This is a genomic window from Pseudomonas sp. Fl5BN2, from assembly GCF_009908205.1.
In the GTDB taxonomy this organism is placed as follows: Bacteria; Pseudomonadota; Gammaproteobacteria; order Pseudomonadales; family Pseudomonadaceae; genus Aquipseudomonas.
The window spans coordinates 260981-282318 of record NZ_JAAARL010000002.1 but is presented as its reverse complement, the minus strand read 5'-3'; the positions used below and the strand labels follow the sequence as shown (position 1 = coordinate 282318).

Annotated in this window: 19 protein-coding genes; 17 read left to right on the top strand and 2 right to left on the bottom strand. The window is 58.5% G+C overall.

What is annotated here, in order from left to right; genetic code table 11:
- Positions 1–269: 269 nt before the first annotated feature.
- The 3 genes from GV819_RS03650 to GV819_RS03640 all read left to right on the top strand — a co-directional run bounded on the left by GV819_RS03650 (position 270) and on the right by GV819_RS03640 (position 3278).
- Complete coding sequence (locus GV819_RS03650; protein ID WP_161753584.1) at positions 270–1121, top strand: glycine betaine ABC transporter substrate-binding protein; 852 nt, start codon at positions 270–272, stop codon at positions 1119–1121.
- 190 nt (positions 1122–1311) lie between these two features.
- Complete coding sequence (locus GV819_RS03645) at positions 1312–1623, top strand: DUF485 domain-containing protein (RefSeq protein ID WP_161753582.1); 312 nt, start codon at positions 1312–1314, stop codon at positions 1621–1623.
- The gene (locus GV819_RS03640; protein ID WP_161753580.1) at positions 1620–3278 is read left to right on the top strand and encodes a cation acetate symporter; all 1659 of its coding nucleotides are present in this window, start codon (positions 1620–1622) and stop codon (positions 3276–3278) included. The genes GV819_RS03645 and GV819_RS03640 overlap by 4 nt, the downstream gene beginning before the upstream one ends.
- 419 nt (positions 3279–3697) lie before the next feature.
- Here GV819_RS03640 and gltA read toward each other — a convergent pair whose 3' ends face one another.
- On the bottom strand, positions 3698–4987 hold the full coding sequence (gltA, locus tag GV819_RS03635; RefSeq protein WP_011060047.1) for a citrate synthase: 1290 nt from the start codon (positions 4985–4987) through the stop codon (positions 3698–3700).
- 350 nt (positions 4988–5337) lie between these two features.
- Between gltA and sdhC the strand changes: the two genes are divergently transcribed.
- From sdhC to GV819_RS03575, 12 genes are all read left to right on the top strand, one after another.
- Complete coding sequence (gene sdhC / locus GV819_RS03630) at positions 5338–5724, top strand: succinate dehydrogenase, cytochrome b556 subunit (RefSeq protein ID WP_368668864.1); 387 nt, start codon at positions 5338–5340, stop codon at positions 5722–5724.
- Entirely contained in the window at positions 5718–6086 is a 369-nt protein-coding gene (gene sdhD, locus GV819_RS03625; RefSeq protein ID WP_159897100.1) for a succinate dehydrogenase, hydrophobic membrane anchor protein, read from the top strand. The genes sdhC and sdhD overlap by 7 nt, the downstream gene beginning before the upstream one ends.
- 3 nt (positions 6087–6089) lie before the next feature.
- Entirely contained in the window at positions 6090–7862 is a 1773-nt protein-coding gene (gene sdhA / locus GV819_RS03620; RefSeq protein ID WP_161753578.1) for a succinate dehydrogenase flavoprotein subunit, read from the top strand.
- An 11-nt stretch (positions 7863–7873) separates the two neighbouring features.
- Entirely contained in the window at positions 7874–8578 is a 705-nt protein-coding gene (locus GV819_RS03615) for a succinate dehydrogenase iron-sulfur subunit (RefSeq protein WP_161753576.1), read from the top strand.
- Positions 8579–8841: 263 nt separating this feature from the next.
- Positions 8842–11673: a 2-oxoglutarate dehydrogenase E1 component gene (locus tag GV819_RS03610; RefSeq protein WP_161753574.1), complete on the top strand. Its 2832-nt coding sequence runs from the start codon at positions 8842–8844 to the stop codon at positions 11671–11673.
- Positions 11674–11715: 42 nt separating this feature from the next.
- Positions 11716–12930 (top strand): 2-oxoglutarate dehydrogenase complex dihydrolipoyllysine-residue succinyltransferase, encoded by a 1215-nt coding sequence (odhB, locus tag GV819_RS03605; protein WP_161753572.1) that lies wholly within the window; start codon positions 11716–11718, stop codon positions 12928–12930.
- Between the two features lie 105 nt (positions 12931–13035).
- Complete coding sequence (gene lpdA / locus GV819_RS03600; protein ID WP_161753570.1) at positions 13036–14472, top strand: dihydrolipoyl dehydrogenase; 1437 nt, start codon at positions 13036–13038, stop codon at positions 14470–14472.
- A gap of 229 nt (positions 14473–14701) precedes the next feature.
- On the top strand, positions 14702–15868 hold the full coding sequence (gene sucC, locus GV819_RS03595) for an ADP-forming succinate--CoA ligase subunit beta (RefSeq protein WP_161753890.1): 1167 nt from the start codon (positions 14702–14704) through the stop codon (positions 15866–15868).
- Positions 15868–16749 carry a succinate--CoA ligase subunit alpha gene (gene sucD, locus GV819_RS03590; RefSeq protein WP_071496227.1) on the top strand — a complete coding sequence of 294 codons (882 nt, stop codon included), beginning with the start codon at positions 15868–15870 and terminating at the stop codon, positions 16747–16749. The genes sucC and sucD overlap by 1 nt, the downstream gene beginning before the upstream one ends.
- A gap of 514 nt (positions 16750–17263) precedes the next feature.
- Complete coding sequence (gene brnQ, locus GV819_RS03585; protein ID WP_161753568.1) at positions 17264–18577, top strand: branched-chain amino acid transport system II carrier protein; 1314 nt, start codon at positions 17264–17266, stop codon at positions 18575–18577.
- Between the two features lie 172 nt (positions 18578–18749).
- Positions 18750–19487, top strand: a complete 738-nt coding sequence (locus tag GV819_RS03580) for a DUF599 domain-containing protein (protein ID WP_161753566.1) — start codon at positions 18750–18752, stop codon at positions 19485–19487.
- Positions 19487–19876, top strand: a complete 390-nt coding sequence (locus GV819_RS03575; protein WP_161753564.1) for an MAPEG family protein — start codon at positions 19487–19489, stop codon at positions 19874–19876. Before GV819_RS03580 ends, GV819_RS03575 begins: the two co-directional genes overlap by 1 nt.
- A gap of 79 nt (positions 19877–19955) precedes the next feature.
- On the opposite strand, the gene GV819_RS03570 is transcribed toward GV819_RS03575, so the two are convergent.
- Complete coding sequence (locus tag GV819_RS03570; RefSeq protein ID WP_011060058.1) at positions 19956–20207, bottom strand: hypothetical protein; 252 nt, start codon at positions 20205–20207, stop codon at positions 19956–19958.
- A 158-nt stretch (positions 20208–20365) separates the two neighbouring features.
- Here GV819_RS03570 and GV819_RS03565 point away from each other — a divergent pair, with 158 nt between their 5' ends.
- Together GV819_RS03565 and GV819_RS03560 are read left to right on the top strand one after the other, a co-directional pair.
- Positions 20366–20842, top strand: a complete 477-nt coding sequence (locus GV819_RS03565; protein ID WP_161753562.1) for a PaaI family thioesterase — start codon at positions 20366–20368, stop codon at positions 20840–20842.
- Complete coding sequence (locus tag GV819_RS03560; RefSeq protein ID WP_161753560.1) at positions 20839–21291, top strand: PaaI family thioesterase; 453 nt, start codon at positions 20839–20841, stop codon at positions 21289–21291. Before GV819_RS03565 ends, GV819_RS03560 begins: the two co-directional genes overlap by 4 nt.
- Positions 21292–21338 lie beyond the last annotated feature (47 nt).

Here is a 21338-nt window from a genome sequence, read left to right as displayed (position 1 = left end):
CTGCATGATTTTGACATGCAAAGTTCGGGCGGGCCCGCTGTACGGGCTGTGGAGGCGGCTGGTTGCTGGCTATCTGATGTCGTTGCTTGTTGCCTTGAGGTCGCAGACAGAGCAGGTCGCGGACAGTGGCGGGTTGATGATCAGGGCATCAGCACTCCGCTGATGATCGAACGCGTTCGCGGTGAGGCGTGATGGAGGCGCAGCGCACCATAACCATACGTTGACGTGCCCGGCACTCGCCCGGCACTGCACTTTTCGGGGAAGTAACGATGAAGATGCGACGACTCTTAGGCGCAGGTGCCGCACTGGTACTTGCCATCAGCTCCACTCTGGCCAGTGCCGATAGCAAGACCCTGAGCATCGGCTACGTCGATGGCTGGTCCGACAGTGTGGCGACGACTCATGTGGCGGCGGAGGTGATCAAGCAGAAGCTCGGTTATGACGTCAAGCTGCAGGCGGTGGCGACCGGGATCATGTGGCAGGGCGTGGCCACCGGCAAGCTCGATGCCATGCTCTCGGCGTGGCTGCCGGTAACCCACGGCGAGTACTGGGCCAAGAACAAGGACAAGGTGGTCGACTACGGCCCCAACTTCAAGGATGCCAAGATCGGCCTGATCGTGCCGGAGTACGTCAAGGCCAAGTCCATTGAGGATCTGAAGACCGACACCACGTTCAAGAACAAGATCGTTGGCATCGACGCCGGTTCAGGGGTGATGCTCAAGACCGACCAGGTGATCAAGGACTACGGCCTGGACTACAAGCTGCAGGCCAGTTCCGGGGCGGCGATGATCGCCGAGTTGACCCGTGCCGAAGAGAAGCAGGATTCCATCGCCGTGACCGGCTGGGTGCCGCACTGGATGTTCGCCAAGTGGAAGCTGCGTTTCCTCGATGATCCAAAAGGCGTGTATGGCGCTGCTGAAACCGTCAACAGCATCGGCAGCAAGGGCCTGGAGAAGAAGGCCCCGGAAGTGGCGGCGTTCCTGAAGAAATTCCAGTGGGCGTCGAAGGACGAAATCGGCGAAGTCATGCTGGCCATTCAAGACGGCGCAAAACCCGATGTGGCGGCCAAGGACTGGGTCAGCAAGCACCCGGAACGCGTTGCCGAGTGGACTGCCAAGTAGTCGAAAAGCGTCTAGAACAAGGGTCTTGAGGCCATCCACGGAAAGTCCGTGGATGGCCTTGTCTTTTCGAGGAGGAAAGTTGGCGCGGCCGCTAATGTCGTTCTAATACTAAGGTCGTCTGGAACCTGTTCTGCAGCCGCATAGAGTGGATTAGGTTCTACCTAAAATCTGTGCTGCGAGGATAAAAACAATGAACGACAGCATTTACCTCTCGATTCAAAACAGCCCGCGCTTCAAGGAGCTGGTCAGCAAGCGAGAGCGGTTCGCCTGGATTCTCTCGGCGATCATGCTTGGGCTTTACTCGGCTTTCATCCTGTTGATCGCCTATGGGCCCCAGATCCTGGGGGCCAAAATCAGTCCAACCTCATCCATCACCTGGGGCATTCCCATCGGTGTTGGCTTGATTCTCTCGGCCTTCGTCCTGACGGCTATCTATGTGCGCCGCGCCAACGGTGAGTTCGATGACCTGAACAACGCGATTCTGAAGGAGGCTCAGCAATGATCCGACGTCTATTCGCAGCACTCGGACTTGCCGCTTTCGCTCCTGCCCTCTGGGCCGCAGACGCTTTGACGGGTGAAGTCCACAAGCAACCCCTCAACGTATCGGCGATCCTGATGTTCGTGGTCTTTGTCGGTGCCACCCTGTGCATCACCTACTGGGCCTCCAAGCGCAACAAGTCGGCCGCTGACTACTATGCAGCGGGTGGCAAGATCACCGGTTTCCAGAACGGTCTGGCGATTGCCGGTGACTACATGTCGGCGGCGTCCTTCCTGGGGATTTCCGCCCTGGTGTTCACGTCCGGTTATGACGGCCTGATCTATTCCATCGGCTTCCTGGTGGGCTGGCCGATCATTCTGTTCCTGATCGCCGAGCGCCTGCGTAACCTGGGCAAGTACACCTTTGCCGACGTGGCGTCCTACCGCCTCGGGCAGACCCAGATCCGTACCCTGTCGGCCTGCGGTTCGCTGGTGGTGGTGGCGTTCTACCTGATCGCGCAGATGGTCGGTGCCGGCAAGCTGATCCAGCTGCTGTTCGGTCTCGACTACCACGTTGCGGTGATCCTGGTAGGTATCCTGATGTGCCTGTATGTGCTGTTCGGCGGCATGCTGGCCACCACCTGGGTACAGATCATCAAGGCGGTGCTGCTGCTCTCCGGTGCGTCCTTCATGGCGCTGATGGTGATGAAGCACGTCAACTTTGACTTCAACACGCTGTTCTCCGAGGCGATCAAGGTCCACCCCAAAGGTGAGGCGATCATGAGTCCTGGCGGTCTGGTGAAGGATCCAATCTCGGCGTTCTCGCTGGGGCTTGCGCTGATGTTCGGTACTGCGGGCCTGCCTCATATCCTGATGCGTTTCTTCACCGTGAGCGACGCCAAGGAAGCCCGCAAGAGCGTGCTCTACGCCACAGGCTTCATCGGCTACTTCTACATCCTGACCTTCATCATCGGCTTTGGCGCGATCCTGCTGGTAAGCACCAACCCGGACTTCAAGGATGCCGCAGGCGCCTTGCTGGGCGGTAACAACATGGCGGCGGTGCACCTGGCCAATGCGGTGGGCGGCAGCGTGTTCCTCGGCTTCATCTCGGCAGTGGCCTTCGCCACCATCCTGGCAGTCGTGGCGGGCCTGACCCTGGCCGGCGCCTCGGCGGTGTCCCACGACCTGTATGCCAGCGTGATCAAGAAGGGCAAGGCCAACGAGAAGGACGAGATCCGCGTTTCCAAGATCACCACCGTGGCCTTGGGCGTGCTGGCGATCGGCCTGGGCATTCTCTTCGAGAGCCAGAACATTGCGTTCATGGTGGGTCTGGCGTTCTCCATCGCTGCCAGCTGCAACTTCCCGGTACTGCTGCTTTCCATGTACTGGAAGAAGCTCACGACCCGTGGCGCGATGATCGGCGGCTGGATGGGCCTGGTCAGTGCCGTTGGCCTGATGGTCCTCGGGCCGACCATCTGGGTGCAGATCCTGCATCACGAGAAGGCGATCTTCCCGTACGAGTACCCAGCGCTGTTCTCGATGATGATTGCCTTCATCGGTATCTGGTTCTTCTCCATCACTGACAAGTCGACCTCGGCGGCCAACGAGCGGGCGCTGTTCTTCCCGCAGTTCGTGCGTTCGCAAACCGGCCTGGGTGCAAGTGGGGCGGTATCGCACTAAAAGAGTGATGTGCATCGGCTTCTATTAATAAGCCGAGTAGTAGCTAAGTGCCCTTATCGCGAGATCGGGGCACTTTTTTATGGGGGCAGGTTAAGTGGAGGTATCTGTAGTGCTGAATGGTGTTGCGTAGCTCTTGTCACTGCTCGAGCAGGCTGAGCGGCAGCGCGCCGTAGCGATAGCGGGGCTGATGGTCGGTGGTTGGCGTGAAGTGCGATCGGGCGCTTATGGCCGCGGATGCGGGAAGGCGCTGCAAATACGGCCGCTGAGCAGCTGCTGGGAGGAGGGGGGCAGGTTGTCACTATCCGCAGCCTTCGCGGCTACAGAGGGCTGTGGGTGCCGTGTCAGGGGGGGCGAAAACAAATACGACCTCTAAGAGAGGCCGTATCCGCTGCAGCTAAGACTTGATCGCAAGACAGGTCTTATTTGCGGTCTTCCAGTTTAGTGATGTCACGCGACTCGTAGCCGGTGTACAGCTGGCGTGGACGGCCGATCTTGTAAGGGCTGGAGAGCATTTCCTTCCAGTGGGAGATCCAGCCGACGGTCCGCGCCAGGGCGAAGATCACGGTGAACATGCTGGTTGGAATGCCGATGGCCTTGAGGATGATCCCCGAGTAGAAGTCGACGTTCGGGTACAGCGAGCGCTCGATGAAGTACGGATCGGTCAGGGCGATCTCTTCCAGGCGCATGGCCAGTTCGAGTTGTGGATCGTTGTTGATGCCCAGCTCTTTCAGAACTTCGTCGCAGGTCTGCTTCATTACCGTGGCGCGTGGATCGCGGTTCTTGTACACGCGGTGACCGAAGCCCATGAGTTTGAACGGATCGTTCTTGTCCTTGGCCTTGGCGATGAACTTGTCGATGTTCGAGACATCGCCAATTTCGTCGAGCATGGTCAGCACGGCTTCGTTGGCGCCGCCGTGAGCCGGGCCCCAGAGAGCCGCAATGCCGGCAGCGATACAGGCGAACGGGTTGGCACCCGAGGAGCCTGCCAGACGCACGGTGGAAGTCGAGGCGTTCTGTTCGTGGTCGGCGTGGAGGATGAAGATCCGGTCCATTGCCTTGGCCAGTACCGGGCTGATCGGTTTGATCTCGCACGGGGTGTTGAACATCATGTGCAGGAAGTTTTCCGCGTACGACAGGTCGTTGCGCGGGTACATCATCGGCTGGCCCATGGAGTACTTGTAAACCATCGCTGCCAGGGTTGGCATCTTGGCCACCAGGCGCACGGCGGAAATCTCGCGGTGCTGCGGGTTATTGATGTCCAGGGAGTCGTGGTAGAACGCCGACAGTGCGCCGACTACGCCGCACATCACCGCCATTGGGTGGGCGTCGCGACGGAAACCGTTGAAGAAGCTCTTCAACTGTTCGTGAACCATGGTGTGGTTCTTCACGGTGCTGACGAACTGGGCCTTCTGTTCTGCGGTCGGCAGTTCGCCGTTGAGCAGCAGGTAGCAGGTTTCCAGGTAGTCCGACTTTTCAGCCAGCTGTTCGATCGGGTAGCCGCGGTGCAGCAGGATGCCGTTGTCGCCGTCGATGTAGGTGATCTTCGACTCGCAGGAAGCGGTCGACATGAAACCTGGGTCAAAAGTGAAGCGGCCCGTGGCCGTCAGGCCCCGAACATCGATTACATCAGGACCAACGGTGCCGGTTAAAATGGGCAGCTCGACGGGGGCTGCGCCCTCGATGATCAACTGCGCTTTTTTGTCAGCCATGTGGCCTCCTATTTATGCTTGAAATCATCAGACAGACCCCCCACGCAGGGCCCGCACCACTATAGTGAGATAAATCCGAATGTCAATTTGCCTAAAGTCTTGTCCCAGAAGGCTTTGGGAGGGTTTTTTGCGCGAAATTCACTGCCATTTACGCCTTTTATTAGGCTAACGCAATGAGCTATTAGGGGAAGGTCTTTGCGTTGTCATTAGTAGCCTAACTGTCTATACTCGGCCACCGACCTCCGTAGGCTTCTGGGCCCGCTTTGCTGGGGGTCGCACTCCCTGGGTAGTGGTTGCCTGACCAGTGCACTCCCCAACAACTTTGCCCTGATTGTTAGGGGCTCTTCAGTGTGAAAAAAGCCGTGAATAGCCAACGACCTGTAAACCTAGACCTAAGGACCATCAAACTCCCCATCACCGGCGTTACGTCGTTTCTCCACCGTGTTTCCGGCATCATCCTCTTCCTGGGCATCGGCATCATGCTTTACGCATTGAGCAAGTCCCTGGGCTCTGAGGAAGGTTATGCCGAGGTGAAGGCGTGCTTGACCAGTCCGCTGGCCAAATTCGTTGCATGGGGCCTCCTGTCCGCCTTGCTGTATCACTTGGTGGCCGGTGTGCGCCATCTGATTATGGACATGGGCATCGGTGAAACGCTGGAAGGCGGCAAGCTGGGCTCGAAAATCGTTATCGCCGTATCCGTGGTGATTATCGTTCTGGCGGGAGTTTGGATATGGTAACCAGCGTTACGAACCTGTCGCGTTCGGGCCTTTATGACTGGATGGCACAGCGTGTGTCTGCGGTCGTTCTCGCGGCTTATTTCATCTTCCTGATCGGGTACCTCGTAGCGAATCCGGGCATTGACTACGCACAGTGGCATGGCCTGTTCGCAAACAACTGGATGCGTATCTTCAGTCTGCTGGCCATGGTGGCCCTGGGCGCTCACGCCTGGGTCGGCATGTGGACCATCTCGACTGACTACCTGACGCCGATGGCGCTGGGCAAGTCGGCGACAGCAGTGCGTTTCCTTTTCCAGGCAGTATGCGGCGTCGCGATGTTCGCTTACTTCGTCTGGGGTGTGCAGATTCTCTGGGGTATCTGATTCATGGCTAACATTCCAACCATTTCTTTCGACGCCATCATCATTGGCGGCGGCGGCGCCGGCATGCGTGCCGCACTGCAGCTGGCCCAGGGCGGCCACAAGACTGCAGTGATCACCAAGGTGTTCCCGACCCGTTCGCACACTGTGTCTGCCCAAGGCGGCATCACCTGTGCGATCGCCTCGGCGGACCCGAACGATGACTGGCGCTGGCATATGTACGATACCGTCAAGGGTTCCGACTACATCGGTGACCAGGACGCTATCGAATACATGTGTCAGGAAGGCCCGGCTGCGGTCTTCGAACTGGACCACATGGGTCTGCCGTTCTCCCGTACCGAAACCGGTCGTATCTACCAGCGTCCTTTCGGCGGTCAGTCCAAGGACTACGGCAAGGGCGGTCAGGCTGCCCGTACTTGCGCGGCTTCCGACCGTACCGGTCACGCACTGCTGCACACCCTTTACCAGGGCAACCTGAAAGCCGGCACCACCTTCCTTAATGAGTGGTACGCGGTCGATCTGGTGAAGAACGAAGACGGCGCCTTTGTCGGCGTGATCGCCATCTGCATCGAAACCGGTGAAACCACCTACATCCGCGCCAAGGCTACCGTTCTGGCAACTGGCGGTGCGGGCCGTATCTACGCCTCCACCACCAACGCCCTGATCAACACCGGTGACGGTGTCGGCATGGCGCTGCGTGCTGGCGTTCCGGTGCAAGACATCGAGATGTGGCAGTTCCACCCGACCGGCATCGCCGGCGCTGGTGTCCTGGTGACTGAAGGCTGCCGCGGTGAAGGCGGTTACCTGATCAACAAGCACGGCGAGCGTTTCATGGAGCGTTATGCTCCGAACGCCAAAGACTTGGCGGGTCGCGATGTTGTGGCACGTTCCATGGTCAAAGAGATCATCGCCGGCAACGGTTGTGGCCCGAATGGCGACCACGTGATGCTCAAGCTCGACCACCTGGGTGAGGAAGTGCTGCACAGCCGCCTGCCAGGTATCTGCGAGCTGTCCAAGACTTTCGCCCACGTTGACCCGGTAGTTGCTCCGGTTCCGGTTGTTCCAACCTGCCACTACATGATGGGCGGCGTTGCCACCAACATTCACGGTCAGGCGATCACTCAGAACACTGATGGCGAAGACACCATCATCCCTGGCTTGTTCGCAGTGGGTGAAGTGGCTTGCGTATCGGTGCACGGTGCCAACCGTCTGGGCGGCAACTCGCTGCTGGACCTGGTGGTATTCGGTCGTGCGGCCGGTCTGCACCTGGAAAAAGCGCTGACCGACGGTATCGAATACCGCGACGCCAGCGACACCAACGTAGAAGTTGCCCTGAACCGCCTGGCCAAGCTCAACGAGCGCACCACCGGTGAAGACGTTGCGACCCTGCGTCGTGAACTGCAGAACTGCATGCAGAACTACTTCGGTGTATTCCGCACTGGCGAATACATGCAGAAGGGTATTGCCCAGTTGGCTGACCTGCGTGAGCGTATCGCCAACGTCAAGATCAACGACAAGTCTCAAGCTTTCAACACTGCGCGTATCGAAGCACTTGAGCTGCAGAACCTGCTGGAAGTGGCCGAAGCCACGGCCATCGCTGCCGAAGTGCGTAAAGAGTCCCGCGGTGCTCACGCCCGTGAAGACTTCGAAGACCGCGATGACGAAAACTGGCTGTGCCACACCCTGTACTTCCCGGGTGAGAAACGCGTTGCCAAACGTGCCGTGAACTTCTCGCCGAAGACTGTTCCGACTTTTGAACCTAAGATTCGGACTTACTAAGGGTGGCCACTATGTTGCAAGTCAGTGTGTATCGCTACAACCCTGATCAGGACGCTGCGCCGTTCATGCAGGAATTCTCGGTCGATACCGGTGGTAAAGACCTGATGGTGCTGGACGTGCTGGCGCTGATCAAAGAGCAGGACGAAGGTTTCTCCTATCGTCGCTCCTGCCGTGAAGGCGTCTGCGGTTCCGACGGCATGAACATCAACGGCAAGAACGGCCTGGCGTGCATCACGCCGCTGTCCGCCGTGGTCAAGAAGAACAAGCTGGTTGTTCGTCCGCTGCCAGGTTTGCCGGTTATCCGTGACCTGGTCGTCGATATGAGCATCTTCTACAAGCAATACGAGAAGGTGAAGCCATTCCTGCAGAACGATACGCCGGCTCCGGCCATCGAGCGTCTGCAGTCCCCGGAAGAGCGTGAGAAGCTCGACGGTCTGTACGAGTGCATCCTGTGCGCTTGCTGCTCGACCTCTTGCCCGTCCTTCTGGTGGAACCCGGACAAGTTCCTGGGTCCAGCTGCGCTGCTGCAAGCCTATCGCTTCCTGGCAGACAGCCGTGACACCAAGACGTCCGAGCGTCTGGCTTCACTGGATGACCCGTTCAGCGTATTCCGCTGCCGGGGGATCATGAACTGCGTCAACGTTTGTCCGAAAGGCCTGAACCCGACTAAGGCCATCGGTCACATCCGTAACATGTTGCTGCAAAGTGGCGTGTGATTCAGCTGCTGTACCCGTAGGACCGCTGTACCCGTAAAAGCCACGGCGCGGGCTTCAACCCGCGTCATGGCTCTAACCTGAGCAGCAGCTCACAAAGTGGCTGCTCTTATTTTTGAAGAAATGAGACAAGCAGGGGCATCCGGGCTGGTACCCGGACTATCAGCGTGATCCTAAGTGGCTTGTTTTGGTCGCTGCATTCGGACTTCTGCAAGCTTGCTCGGTGTCGTCGCCGGTGGTGTTCCCCTAACCGAGGGTGACCAAGCATGCAAGAAAGCGTGATGCAGCGCATGTGGAACAGCGCCTACCTATCCGGTAGTAACGCTGCCTATGTGGAAGAGCTCTACGAGCTCTACCTGCACGACCCTAACGCTGTGCCAGAAGAGTGGCGCACTTACTTTCAGAAGTTGCCTACCGACGGCAGCACTGCCATCGATGTTTCGCACTCGACAATCCGCGATCATTTCGTCTTGCTGGCAAAGAACCAGCGCCGCGCCCAACCGGTATCCGCCGGCAGCGTGAGCAGTGAGCACGAAAAGAAGCAAGTTGAAGTGCTGCGATTGATCCAGGCCTATCGGATGCGTGGCCACCAGGCAGCCCAGCTGGACCCGCTGGGGCTGTGGCAGCGTCCTGCACCTGCAGACCTGTCGATCAATCATTACGGCTTGACCAATGCCGATCTTGATACGACCTTCCGTGCCGGCGACCTGTTCATCGGCAAAGAGGAAGCGAGCCTACGCGAAATTCACGAAGCGTTGCAGCAGACATATTGCCGCACCATCGGCGCTGAATTCACGCATATCACCGATTCCGAGCAGCGCCAGTGGTTCCAGCAGCGTCTGGAAAGCGTGCGTGGTCGTCCGACGTACTCTGCTGACATCAAGAGCCACTTGCTCGAGCGTGTGACTGCCGGTGAAGGCCTGGAAAAATACCTGGGCACCAAATACCCGGGCACCAAGCGTTTCGGTCTGGAAGGCGGCGAAAGCCTGATCCCGATGCTCGACGAGCTGATCCAGCGTTCCGGTTCCTACGGCACCAAGGAAATCGTCATCGGCATGGCCCACCGTGGCCGTCTGAACGTGCTGGTCAACACCTTCGGCAAGAACCCGCGCGAGCTGTTCGACGAGTTCGAAGGCAAGAAGAAGGTCGAGCTGGGTTCCGGTGACGTCAAGTATCACCAGGGCTTCTCGTCCAACGTGATGACTACCGGTGGCGAAGTCCACTTGGCGATGGCGTTCAACCCGTCCCACCTGGAAATCGTATCTCCAGTGGTCGAAGGTTCGGTACGCGCCCGTCAGGATCGTCGTAACGATCCAACCGGCGAGAAGGTTCTGCCGATCTCCATCCACGGTGACGCGGCATTCGCCGGTCAAGGCGTGGTCATGGAAACCTTCCAGATGTCCCAGACCCGCGGTTTCAAGACCGGCGGTACTGTGCACATCGTGATCAACAACCAGGTCGGTTTCACCATCAGCAACCCGCTGGACTCGCGTTCCACCGAGTACGCCACCGACGTCGCGAAGATGATCCAGGCGCCGATCCTCCATGTGAATGGTGATGATCCGGAAGCCGTATTGTTCGTGACCCAGCTGGCGATCGACTACCGCATGCAGTACAAGCGCGACGTGGTGATCGATCTGGTCTGCTACCGTCGTCGTGGCCACAACGAAGCGGATGAGCCGAGCGGCACCCAGCCGTTGATGTACCAGCAAATCACCAAGCAGCGCACCACCCGTGAGCTGTACGCCGAACGCCTGACCCAGGCCGGTGTGGTCGATGATGCGCGTGTTCAAGCGAAGATCGATGAATACCGCAACGCGCTGGACAATGGTCTGCACGTGGTAAAAAGCTTGGTCAAAGAGCCGAACAAAGAGTTGTTCGTCGACTGGCGTCCGTATCTGGGTCACGCCTGGACTGCGCGTCATGACACCCGGTTCGATCTCAAGACCCTGCAAGAGCTGTCCGCCAAGCTGCTGGAAATCCCGGAAGGCTTCGTGGTGCAGCGCCAAGTGGCGAAGATCTACGAAGACCGTCAAAAGATGCAAGCCGGCGGCCTGCCGATCAACTGGGGTTACGCTGAAACCATGGCGTACGCGACCCTGGCGTTCGAAGGTCACCCGATTCGCATGACTGGCCAGGACATCGGTCGCGGTACGTTCTCGCACCGTCACGCGGTCTTGCACAACCAGAAAGACGCGGGTACCTACATCCCGCTGCAGCACCTGTACCAAGGCCAGCCACGTTTCGACCTGTACGATTCGTTCCTGTCCGAAGAAGCCGTACTGGCGTTCGAATACGGTTACTCGACCACCACGCCTGACGCGTTGGTGATCTGGGAAGCCCAGTTCGGCGACTTCGCCAACGGTGCCCAGGTGGTTATCGACCAGTTCATCACCAGTGGCGAGCACAAGTGGGGCCGTCTTTGCGGTCTGACCATGCTGCTGCCGCACGGTTATGAAGGTCAGGGGCCGGAGCACTCTTCGGCTCGCCTGGAGCGTTATCTGCAGTTGTGCGCTGAGCACAACATTCAGGTAGCCGTACCGACCACGCCGGCGCAGATCTACCACTTGCTGCGTCGTCAGGTGATTCGCCCGCTGCGCAAGCCGTTGATCGTCCTGACACCGAAGTCGCTGCTGCGTCATAAATTGGCCATCTCGACCCTGGAAGATCTGGCCGAAGGTTCATTCCAGACCGTTATTCCGGAAATCGATGCCCAGGACCCGAAAAAGGTCGGTCGTATCGTGCTGGCGAGCGGCAAGGTCTACTACGACCTGCTGGAAAAACGCCGTGCCGAAGGTCGTGACGATATCGCCATCGTGCGTCTTGAGCAGCTGTACCCATTCCCTGAGGACGACTTGATTGAAGTCCTGGCTCCCTACACCAACCTCAAACACATCGTTTGGTGTCAGGAAGAGCCGATGAACCAGGGTGCCTGGTACTGCAGCCAGCATCACATGCGTCGCATCATCAGCGGTCATAACAAGTCGCTCGTACTCGAGTACGCGGGCCGTGACGCTTCTGCTGCCCCTGCTTGTGGTTACGCATCGATGCACGCTGAGCAGCAGGAAAAACTGCTGCAAGATGCCTTTACTGTTTAACGCCTTCGCGCACCTGAAACCGAATTTAAGGAACCACAGATAATGGCTATCGAGATCAAAGCCCCCACTTTCCCGGAATCGGTTGCCGATGGCACCGTTGCCACCTGGCACAAACAACCAGGCGACGCCGTCAAGCGCGACGACCTGATTGTTGACATCGAGACCGACAAGGTTGTGCTGGAAGTGCTGGCCACTGCTGACGGCGTGCTGGGCGCTATCGTCAAGAACGAAGGCGACACCGTTCTGTCCGACGAAGTCCTGGGCTCCATCGTTGAAGGCGCTGCTGCTGCCGCGGCTCCTGCTGCTCCGGCCGCTGCCGCTGCTGCCCCAACTGCTGCCGAAGGCGAAGACGATCCAATCGCTGCGCCTGCTGCGCGCAAGCTGGCTGAAGAGAATGGCATCAACATTGCGTCCGTTGCCGGTACCGGCAAAGGCGGTCGCGTGACCAAGGAAGACGTGGTGGCTGCTGTTGCCGCGAAGAAAGCCGCTCCAGCTGCCGCGCCTGCCAAGGCTCCGGCTCCTGCCGCTGCTGCTCCGGTATTCGCTGCCGGCGACCGCGTTGAAAAGCGTGTGCCAATGACCCGTCTGCGCGCCAAGGTTGCCGAGCGTCTGGTTGAAGCCCAGTCGAACATGGCGATGCTGACCACCTTCAACGAAGTCGACATGACTGAAGTCATGGCCCTGCGTTCGAAGTACAAGGATCTGTTCGAGAAGTCCCACAATGGCGTGCGCCTGGGCTTCATGTCGTTCTTCGTCAAGGCCGCTACCGAAGCGCTGAAGCGCTTCCCGGCTGTCAACGCCTCGATCGACGGTGCCGACATCGTTTACCACGGCTACGCCGACGTTGGTGTTGCGGTTTCCAGCGACCGTGGCCTGGTGGTTCCGGTTCTGCGTAACGCCGAACTGATGAGCCTGGCTGAAATCGAAGGCGGCATTGCCACCTTCGGCAAGAAGGCCCGTGACGGCAAGCTGTCGATGGAAGAGATGACTGGTGGTACTTTCACCATCACCAACGGTGGTACTTTCGGTTCGATGATGTCGACCCCGATCGTCAACCCGCCACAAGCAGCGATCCTGGGCATGCACAATATCCTGCAGCGTCCTATGGCGATCAACGGTCAGGTGGTAATCCGTCCGATGATGTACCTGGCGCTGTCCTACGACCACCGCCTGATCGACGGTAAAGAAGCCGTGACGTTCCTGGTGACCATCAAGAACCTGCTGGAAGATCCAGCGCGTCTGCTCCTGGACATCTAAAAAGCAGCCGCCGGCTGTAGGCGACAAGCTCCAGGCCCGATTCGGGCGAAGGAGCTTCAAGCTTGCGGTCTGCGGCTTCTAGCTTGCCGCTAAAAGGAACCTTTTATGACTCAGAAATTCGACGTGGTAGTGATCGGTGCGGGCCCTGGCGGCTATGTAGCCGCAATCAAGGCTGCACAGCTCGGTTTCACTACTGCTTGCATCGAGAAGTACACCGACAAAGAGGGCAAGCTGGCCCTCGGCGGTACTTGCCTGAACGTCGGTTGCATTCCTTCCAAGGCGCTGCTGGACAGCTCCTGGAAATTCCATGAAGCCCAGGACGGTTTTGCCATCCACGGCATCAACCACGCTGGCGTGACCATGGACGTACCGGCCATGGTCGGCCGCAAGGCCAACATCGTCAAAGGCCTGACCAGCGGTGTTGCCACCCTGTTCAAAGCTAACGGCGTGACCTCGATCCAGGGCCACGGCAAACTGCTGGCCGGCAAGAAAGTCGAAGTCACCAAGGCTGACGGTTCGGTTGAAGTGATCGAAGCCGAGAACGTGATCCTGGCTCCAGGCTCGCGTCCAATCGACATTCCACCTGCACCGGTTGATCAGAACGTGATCGTCGATTCCACCGGCGCCCTGGAATTCCAAGCCGTGCCAAAACGTCTGGGCGTGATTGGCGCTGGCGTCATCGGCCTGGAACTGGGTTCGGTCTGGTCGCGCCTGGGCGCGCAAGTGACTGTCCTGGAGGCTTTGGACACCTTCCTGATGGCGGCTGACGCTGCTGTTTCCAAGGAAGCGCTGAAAACCCTGACCAAACAGGGCCTGGACATCAAGCTGGGCGCTCGCGTGACCGGCTCCAAGGTCAATGGCGAAGAAGTCGTGGTGACCTACACCGACGCCAAGGGCGAGCAGACCATCACTTTCGACAAGCTGATCGTAGCCGTTGGTCGCCGTCCAGTGACCACTGATCTGCTGGCTGCTGATTGCGGCGTGACCCTCGACGAGCGCGGTTTCGTGCACGTTGACGATCACTGCGCGACTACCGTACCGGGTGTTTACGCCATCGGTGACGTGGTGCGCGGCATGATGCTGGCTCACAAAGCCTCGGAAGAGGGCATCATGGTTGCCGAGCGCATCAAGGGCCACAAAGCCCAGATGAACTACGACCTGATCCCTTCGGTTATCTACACTCACCCGGAAATTGCATGGGTCGGTAAAACCGAGCAGGCCTTGAAAGCTGAAGGCGTTGAAGTTAACGTCGGCACCTTCCCGTTTGCCGCCAGCGGCCGTGCCATGGCAGCCAACGACACCGGCGGTTTCGTCAAAGTCATCGCCGATGCCAAGACTGATCGCGTATTGGGCGTCCACGTGATTGGCCCAAGCGCTGCGGAACTGGTTCAGCAAGGTGCGATCGGCATGGAATTCGGCACCAGCGCCGAAGACCTGGGCATGATGGTTTTCTCCCATCCGACCCTGTCCGAAGCCCTGCACGAAGCAGCTCTGGCTGTGAATGGCACTGCCATCCACATTGCCAACCGCAAGAAACGCTAAGCAATAATAAGAAACCACGGCGGTTGGCCCGTCGTGAGCCTTGTGCGCAAGACTCACCGCGGAATATCCGCTGGACTCGACCTCTCGGGGTAGCGCCACACACTGGACCGGAGCCCAGGTTCCAGGTTCAGGGTGTGGCGCTGGTTTGAGAGTAGCGGTCACAGGTGGCGCGGCACTCATCACGAGCGCAGCGCCGAATGCGCAGTACCTAACGAAGACGGTAAAAAGCATGAATCTTCACGAGTATCAGGGTAAGCAGCTGTTCGCTGAATACGGCCTGCCAGTATCCCAAGGCTACGCAGTAGACACCCCGGAAGCAGCAGCAGAAGCTTGCGACAAAATCGGCGGCTCCGAGTGGGTTGTCAAAGCCCAGGTTCACGCTGGTGGTCGCGGTAAAGCGGGCGGCGTTAAGCTGGTTCGCAGCAAAGAAGACGCTAAAGCCTTCGCTCAGCAGTGGTTGGGCAAGCGTCTGGTGACCTATCAGACTGACGCCAATGGCCAGCCTGTCACCAAGATCCTGGTTGAATCGTGCACTGATATCGCTAAAGAGCTGTACCTGGGCGCTGTCGTTGACCGTTCGAGCCGTCGCATCGTGTTCATGGCTTCCACCGAAGGTGGCGTGGACATCGAGAAAATCGCTCACGACACCCCTGAGAAAATCCTCAAGGCCACTATCGATCCACTGGTTGGCGCTCAGCCATTCCAGGGTCGCGAGCTGGCATTCCAGCTGGGTCTGGAAGGTAAGCAAGTTGCTCAGTTCGCGAAGATCTTCGTCGGCCTGGCCAAACTGTTCCAGGACCACGATCTGGCACTGCTGGAAGTGAACCCGCTGGTGATCAAGGCTGACGGCGATCTGCATTGCCTGGACGCGAAGATCAACATCGACGCCAACGCCATGTATCGTCAGCCTAAGCTGAAGACTTTCCACGATCCGTCCCAGGACGATCCGCGCGAAGCGCACGCTGCCAAGTTCGAACTGAACTACGTAGCCCTGGAAGGCAACATCGGCTGCATGGTCAACGGTGCTGGCCTGGCCATGGGTACCATGGACATCGTCAACCTGCACGGCGGCAAGCCAGCCAACTTCCTCGACGTAGGTGGTGGTGCTACCAAAGAGCGCGTGACCGAAGCCTTCAAAATCATTCTGTCCGACACTAACGTCGCTGCAGTACTGGTTAACATCTTCGGCGGCATCGTTCGTTGCGACATGATTGCCGAAGGCATCATTGGCGCCGTGAAAGAAGTCGGCGTGAAAATCCCGGTTGTTGTTCGCCTTGAAGGCAACAACGCTGAACTGGGCGCTAAAGTACTGGCAGAAAGCGGCTTGAACATCATCGCTGCTACCAGCCTGACCGACGCTGCTCAACAAGTTGTCAAAGCTGCGGAGGGCAAATAATGAGCGTCCTGATCAATAAAGACACCAAAGTTATCTGCCAGGGTATTACCGGTTCGCAAGGTAGTTTCCACACCCAGCAAGCCATCGAATACGGCACCAAGATGGTCGGTGGCGTAACTCCGGGCAAAGGCGGCACCGAGCACCTGGGTCTGCCAGTGTTCAACACCGTGAAAGACGCTGTAGCAGCCACTGGCGCCACCGCCAGCGTGATCTACGTTCCTGCTCCTTTCTGCAAGGACTCGATCCTGGAAGCGGCTTTCGGCGGCATCAAGCTGATCGTCTGCATCACCGAAGGCATTCCTACCCTGGACATGCTGGACGCTAAAGTTAAGTGCGACGAGCTGGGTGTTACCCTGATCGGCCCTAACTGCCCAGGCGTGATCACCCCAGGCGAATGCAAGATCGGCATCATGCCAGGTCACATTCACTTGCCAGGCAAGGTCGGTATCGTTTCCCGTTCCGGCACCCTGACCTACGAAGCTGTGAAGCAGACCACTGACGCCGGTTTCGGTCAGTCCACCTGCGTCGGCATCGGTGGTGACCCGATCCCAGGCTCCAACTTCATCGACATCCTGAAGCTGTTCCAGGAAGACCCGAAGACCGAAGCGATCGTGATGATCGGTGAGATCGGTGGTTCGGCTGAAGAAGAAGCGGCTGCCTATATCAAGGCTCACGTGACCAAGCCGGTTGTTTCCTACATCGCTGGTGTGACTGCCCCTGCGGGCAAGCGCATGGGCCATGCTGGTGCAATCATCTCTGGCGGCAAAGGCACTGCAGACGAGAAATTCGCTGCTCTGCAAGACGCAGGCGTGAAAACCGTGCGTTCGCTGGCAGACATCGGCAAGGCCTTGGCCGAGCTGACTGGTTGGGCTGTCAAGTAAGCCTCGCGCTTAGCTGACGCAAAACCAGCAAAGGCCACCTTCGGGTGGCCTTTGTGCTTTCTGGCGTAGGAGGGACTGCTGAGGGTGAGGTCTTGCCCTTTGAGGGCGCCTTCGCTGGCAAGCCAGCTCCTACACAAGCCAGTTCCTGCACGAGCCATCTCCCACACAAGCCATCTGCTGTGTGAACCCGCTGTTGCACAGGCCATCCGCAACATAAGCCGCTTCTCGCAAGGTTCGGTCCCCGGCTAGCCAGTGGTTGCGCAGGGGATGGATTAAGTCCGGTGGAAATATAATTTCGAAAATGCGACATCCCGATGTCGCATATCAGAAAATTCGCACTGCGCCGGTGCGTTCGTCTTGCAGATTCGGTAGGCTAGCCGCCTCTTTTTGCGTCTGCTGCCCACAAGGTCGCTGCGCGCTAAACGGGTCAGTCTTATACGGACTGACAGCATTTCCCTCACCCATAAGGGAAATCCCTCTCTAAATTCCGATTCAGTAGTGTGGTATTTCCTTAATGAAAGTGTTGAAAGGCCAGGACATTCTGGCACTCGGCTTTATGACTTTCGCCCTGTTCGTCGGGGCCGGTAACATCATCTTCCCGCCTATTGTCGGCCTGCAGTCCGGACCCCATGTCTGGATGGCGGCGCTAGGCTTCCTGATCACCGCGGTCGGTCTGCCGGTGATCACCGTGGTTGCCCTGGCCAAGGTCGGCGGCGCCATGGACGCACTGAGCACGCCTATCGGCAAGGTGGCCGGCGGCCTGTTGGCTGCCGTCTGCTACCTGGCTGTAGGCCCGCTGTTCGCCACGCCACGTACCGCCACCGTGTCCTTTGAAGTGGGGCTCGCGCCGCTGACCGGTGAAAGCCCGCTGGCGCTGTTCCTCTACAGCTCGGCGTATTTCCTGCTGGTGTTCTTCATCTCGCTGTATCCGGGGCGTTTGCTGGACACCGTCGGGCGTTTCCTGGCGCCGCTGAAGATCATCGCCCTGGCAGTGCTGGGTATCGCCGCCTTCGCTTTGCCTGGAGGGGAAGTTGGCACCGCCACTCCCGAGTACATGGCGGCACCGTTTTCCCAGGGATTCATCAATGGTTACCTGACCATGGATACCTTGGGCGCTCTGGTGTTCGGTATTGTCATCGTCAACGCGATCCGTTCTCGTGGGGTCGAGTCGCCTCAACTGATCACCCGTTACGCAGTCATCGCCGGCCTGATCGCCGGTGTCGGCCTGGCACTGGTGTACATCAGTCTGTTCCGCCTGGGTGCGGGCAGTCATGAAGTGGCCGCCGGTGCCACCAATGGTGCGGCAGTGTTGCATGCCTATGTGCAGCACACCTTCGGCTCCCTGGGCAGCGGCTTCCTCGCGGTGCTGATCTCCCTGGCTTGCTTGGTGACCGCGGTAGGCCTGACCTGCGCCTGTGCCGAGTACTTCAGCCGCGTTCTGCCACTGTCCTACAAGACCCTGGTGGTGATCCTCGCAGCGTTCTCGCTGCTGGTATCGAACCTGGGCCTGACCAAGTTGATCGCTTTCTCGATTCCGGTGCTGACGGCGATCTATCCGCCTTGCATCGCCCTGGTGGCACTGAGCTTCTGCAAGGACTTCTGGCAGGATCAGCGTCGCATCGTCGGTCCAGTGATGCTGGTGTCCTTCGTGTTCGGCCTGATCGATGCATTCAAGGGCGCGGGTCTGGCCGACTGGATGCCGACCCAACTGTCCCACCTGCCGCTGAGCGAGCAGGGTCTGGCCTGGTTGGTGCCTTCGGTGATCATTCTGGTGGTAGCGGTAGTCTGCGACCGCGTACTGGGCAAGCGCAGCGAAGCCCTGGCTTGATCAGTCACTGATGCTTGGTGACCGCCACAAGCGGCCCGAGGACTAAAAAATGCCCCGTATCCATCGATGCGGGGCATTTTTTATGGGCCTTTGGCGGTGCCTTTTTCCTCGTCTGTGCGTCGAAGAGGTGCCCTTTGCTTTTGTCCTCCGCCAACGCCTGACAGGAATTTGCATGTCGTTTGTCCAAGCCAACCAGATCCACCTCCTGGCCGCCCTGTGGTTTGTCATCTGCTGGGGCGGTTACACCCGCTATGCGACCTGGAAGGGCCGCGATACCGCCTGTCTGGCCAGCGTTCTGCATCTATATCGCGAGGATTGGATGCGCCGCATGCTGCTGCGGGACAACCGCATCGCCGACGCCAGCGTGATTGGTAACCTGGAGCGCAACGCTTCGTTCTTTGCTTCCAGCACTCTGATTATCCTGGCCGGTATTCTTACGGTGCTCGGCGCCTCCGAGCGCGCAGTGTCGCTGCTGGCAGATATTCCCATGGTCCAGCAAGCATCCCAGGGCATGTCGGAAATCAAGTTGCTATGCCTGGCGCTGGTGTTTGTCTACGCCTTCTTCACCTTCAGTTGGTGCATGCGCCAATACAATTTCGCCGCGATCCTGGTGGGCTCGGCACCGATGATCGGTGAGCGGCAGGTGTCCGAGCAGGAGCGTAAAGCTTTTGCCTCACGAGCGGCGCGGGTCATCTCCCTGGCCGCCAACCAGTTCAACTTCGGTTTGCGTTCCTATTACTTCGGCATGAGCATGCTGGCCTGGTTCGTCAGTCCATGGCTGTTTATGTTGATGAGCACCGGTGTAGTGCTGGTGCTCTATCGTCGTGAGTTTCATTCCGACGTGCTGGATGTCATGGTCTATACCCCTACAGAGGCGCCATTGCCTGATGTGAGCAAGGAGATAGGCTGATGAGTATTCCGTTCTGGTGCGTGTTTATCAGCGCGTTGCTGATTTTCATTGCGCGCATGCCGGTGGCCAAGGCCATGAAAGAGCAGGGCGGTTATAACAACCATTTGCCTCGCCAGCAGCAGGCGCAGCTCACGGGGCTCGGTGCACGAGCGCTGGCGGCGCACCAGAACAGTTTCGAAGCCTTCATCCTGTTTGCCGTCGGTGTATTGATCGCGCATACCACCCAGACTCAAGGCTGGTTGATCGACACCTTGGCCATTACTTTCGTGGTGGCGCGAATCGTCTTTCTGCTGTGCTACCTGGCGGACCTGACCTGGCAGCGAAGTCTGGTCTGGGCAATTGGGCTCTTGTGTTCCTTATTGCTGATGCTTAGTCCAATTTTTCGCTAGCTGCTGATGTAAGAGTTTCTTCCAGGCAAGATAAAGCCCGCACTTGGCGGGCTTTATCTTTTGTTGCACTAAAACCGAATTAGTTGGTTTTAGGAGCTGCTTCCTTGGCGCTTTCTTCGGCCGCCGCTTTGTTGGATTCAGCCTGATCTTTGGCAGCTTCGGCATTTTCCTTGGCTGCGTCGTTCACTTTATCCTGAGCTTCGTTCATTTTCTGTTGCGCTTGCTCAGCATGTTGGTTGGCATCTTGAGCTTTGTCCTCGGATTTTTTGTCGCAGGCAGCCAGACCAAGGGAGGCAGTCAGCATCAGGGCAATAGCTAAAGTCTTACGCATGGGGTGTTTCTCCTTAGTGAAGATATTTACTGGCCTTTCGATCATGGCCTTGTGATTTAAGTTCCTTGAGACTCGCAGATATATTAAGTGTTGGTTTCGCGGAACTTTTACCTGCTTCATTCAATGCACACTCCTGACAATAACAAGAGACATAAGCCATGGCGCAAAACCCTATCTTTGAGCGTGCTACACGCTTTCTTTCAGCGCTGCGCCACTGTCAGGTACTGGGCATCATGGTGCACAGCGCCTCTACAGAGGGCATGACCCTGACCCTGCCCTACAACCCACAGATCGTGGGTGATCCGCAAAGTGGAATCATCCACGGCGGTGCCTTGACCTCGCTGATGGACACCGCTTGTGGCATGGCCACGCTCTGTGTATTGCCGGAGTTCGAGGTGTGCCCGACCCTGGATCTGCGTATCGACTATATGCACCCGGCGATGCCTCATCGTGACGTGCATGGCTTCGCCCAGTGCTACCGCGTCACCACGGATGTGATCTTCACCCGCGGCTTTGCTTATCAGGATGATCCGGAGCGCCCGGTGGCGCACGTGGTCGGCACCTTCATGCGCATGGGTAAAGGCCTCAAGGGCAGTCCGGGTTTCGCCAATACGCTCAAAGGAGGCCGTCCATGAGCGAAGATCTCAAGGCGTTGCTGGACCAGGCGCACCAGCAGGGTGACTACGGGCCGTTGCTGGGGAAAATTCCCTATGCCGCGTTGATCGGTATCGAGTGTTCGCGGCTGGGTGATGAGTTGCTGTTTCGTCTGCCTGCCAACAAGGACAACATTGGCAACCCGTTGTTGCCGGCGCTGCATGGCGGCGTGATCGCCGGCTTCATGGAGCTGGCTGCTGCCCTGCATCTGCTGATCTTCACCGGCTCGCCGGGGGTGCCGAAGATTATCGACTTCTCCCTGGATTACCTGCGTGCCGGTCAGTTTCGCGATACCTTCGCTCGCTGCCAGGTGTGCCGTCAGGGGCGGCGCGTGGCCAACGTCGCGATCACTGCCTGGCAGAGCAATGCGGATGAGCCGATAGCTACCGCTCGCGCACATTTCAAGATTGAAGAAAGCCCCAGCCCTTGAAATCCTGCAAGTGACCCCCACTTTCATGTCATCCCGCCGCCCTCCGC

Excerpts from the sequence above, each read along its gene's own strand:
- GV819_RS03650 (WP_161753584.1), top strand. The coding sequence starts at position 270 with ATGAAGATGCGACGACTCTTAGGCGCAGGTGCCGCACTGGTACTTGCC.
- GV819_RS03645 (WP_161753582.1), top strand. The coding sequence starts at position 1,312 with ATGAACGACAGCATTTACCTCTCGATTCAAAACAGCCCGCGCTTCAAG.
- GV819_RS03640 (WP_161753580.1), top strand. The coding sequence starts at position 1,620 with ATGATCCGACGTCTATTCGCAGCACTCGGACTTGCCGCTTTCGCTCCT.
- gltA (WP_011060047.1), bottom strand. The coding sequence starts at position 4,987 with ATGGCTGACAAAAAAGCGCAGTTGATCATCGAGGGCGCAGCCCCCGTC.
- sdhD (WP_159897100.1), top strand. The coding sequence starts at position 5,718 with ATGGTAACCAGCGTTACGAACCTGTCGCGTTCGGGCCTTTATGACTGG.
- sdhA (WP_161753578.1), top strand. The coding sequence starts at position 6,090 with ATGGCTAACATTCCAACCATTTCTTTCGACGCCATCATCATTGGCGGC.
- GV819_RS03615 (WP_161753576.1), top strand. The coding sequence starts at position 7,874 with ATGTTGCAAGTCAGTGTGTATCGCTACAACCCTGATCAGGACGCTGCG.
- GV819_RS03610 (WP_161753574.1), top strand. The coding sequence starts at position 8,842 with ATGCAAGAAAGCGTGATGCAGCGCATGTGGAACAGCGCCTACCTATCC.
- odhB (WP_161753572.1), top strand. The coding sequence starts at position 11,716 with ATGGCTATCGAGATCAAAGCCCCCACTTTCCCGGAATCGGTTGCCGAT.
- lpdA (WP_161753570.1), top strand. The coding sequence starts at position 13,036 with ATGACTCAGAAATTCGACGTGGTAGTGATCGGTGCGGGCCCTGGCGGC.
- sucC (WP_161753890.1), top strand. The coding sequence starts at position 14,702 with ATGAATCTTCACGAGTATCAGGGTAAGCAGCTGTTCGCTGAATACGGC.
- sucD (WP_071496227.1), top strand. The coding sequence starts at position 15,868 with ATGAGCGTCCTGATCAATAAAGACACCAAAGTTATCTGCCAGGGTATT.
- brnQ (WP_161753568.1), top strand. The coding sequence starts at position 17,264 with ATGAAAGTGTTGAAAGGCCAGGACATTCTGGCACTCGGCTTTATGACT.
- GV819_RS03580 (WP_161753566.1), top strand. The coding sequence starts at position 18,750 with ATGTCGTTTGTCCAAGCCAACCAGATCCACCTCCTGGCCGCCCTGTGG.
- GV819_RS03575 (WP_161753564.1), top strand. The coding sequence starts at position 19,487 with ATGAGTATTCCGTTCTGGTGCGTGTTTATCAGCGCGTTGCTGATTTTC.
- GV819_RS03570 (WP_011060058.1), bottom strand. The coding sequence starts at position 20,207 with ATGCGTAAGACTTTAGCTATTGCCCTGATGCTGACTGCCTCCCTTGGT.
- GV819_RS03565 (WP_161753562.1), top strand. The coding sequence starts at position 20,366 with ATGGCGCAAAACCCTATCTTTGAGCGTGCTACACGCTTTCTTTCAGCG.
- GV819_RS03560 (WP_161753560.1), top strand. The coding sequence starts at position 20,839 with ATGAGCGAAGATCTCAAGGCGTTGCTGGACCAGGCGCACCAGCAGGGT.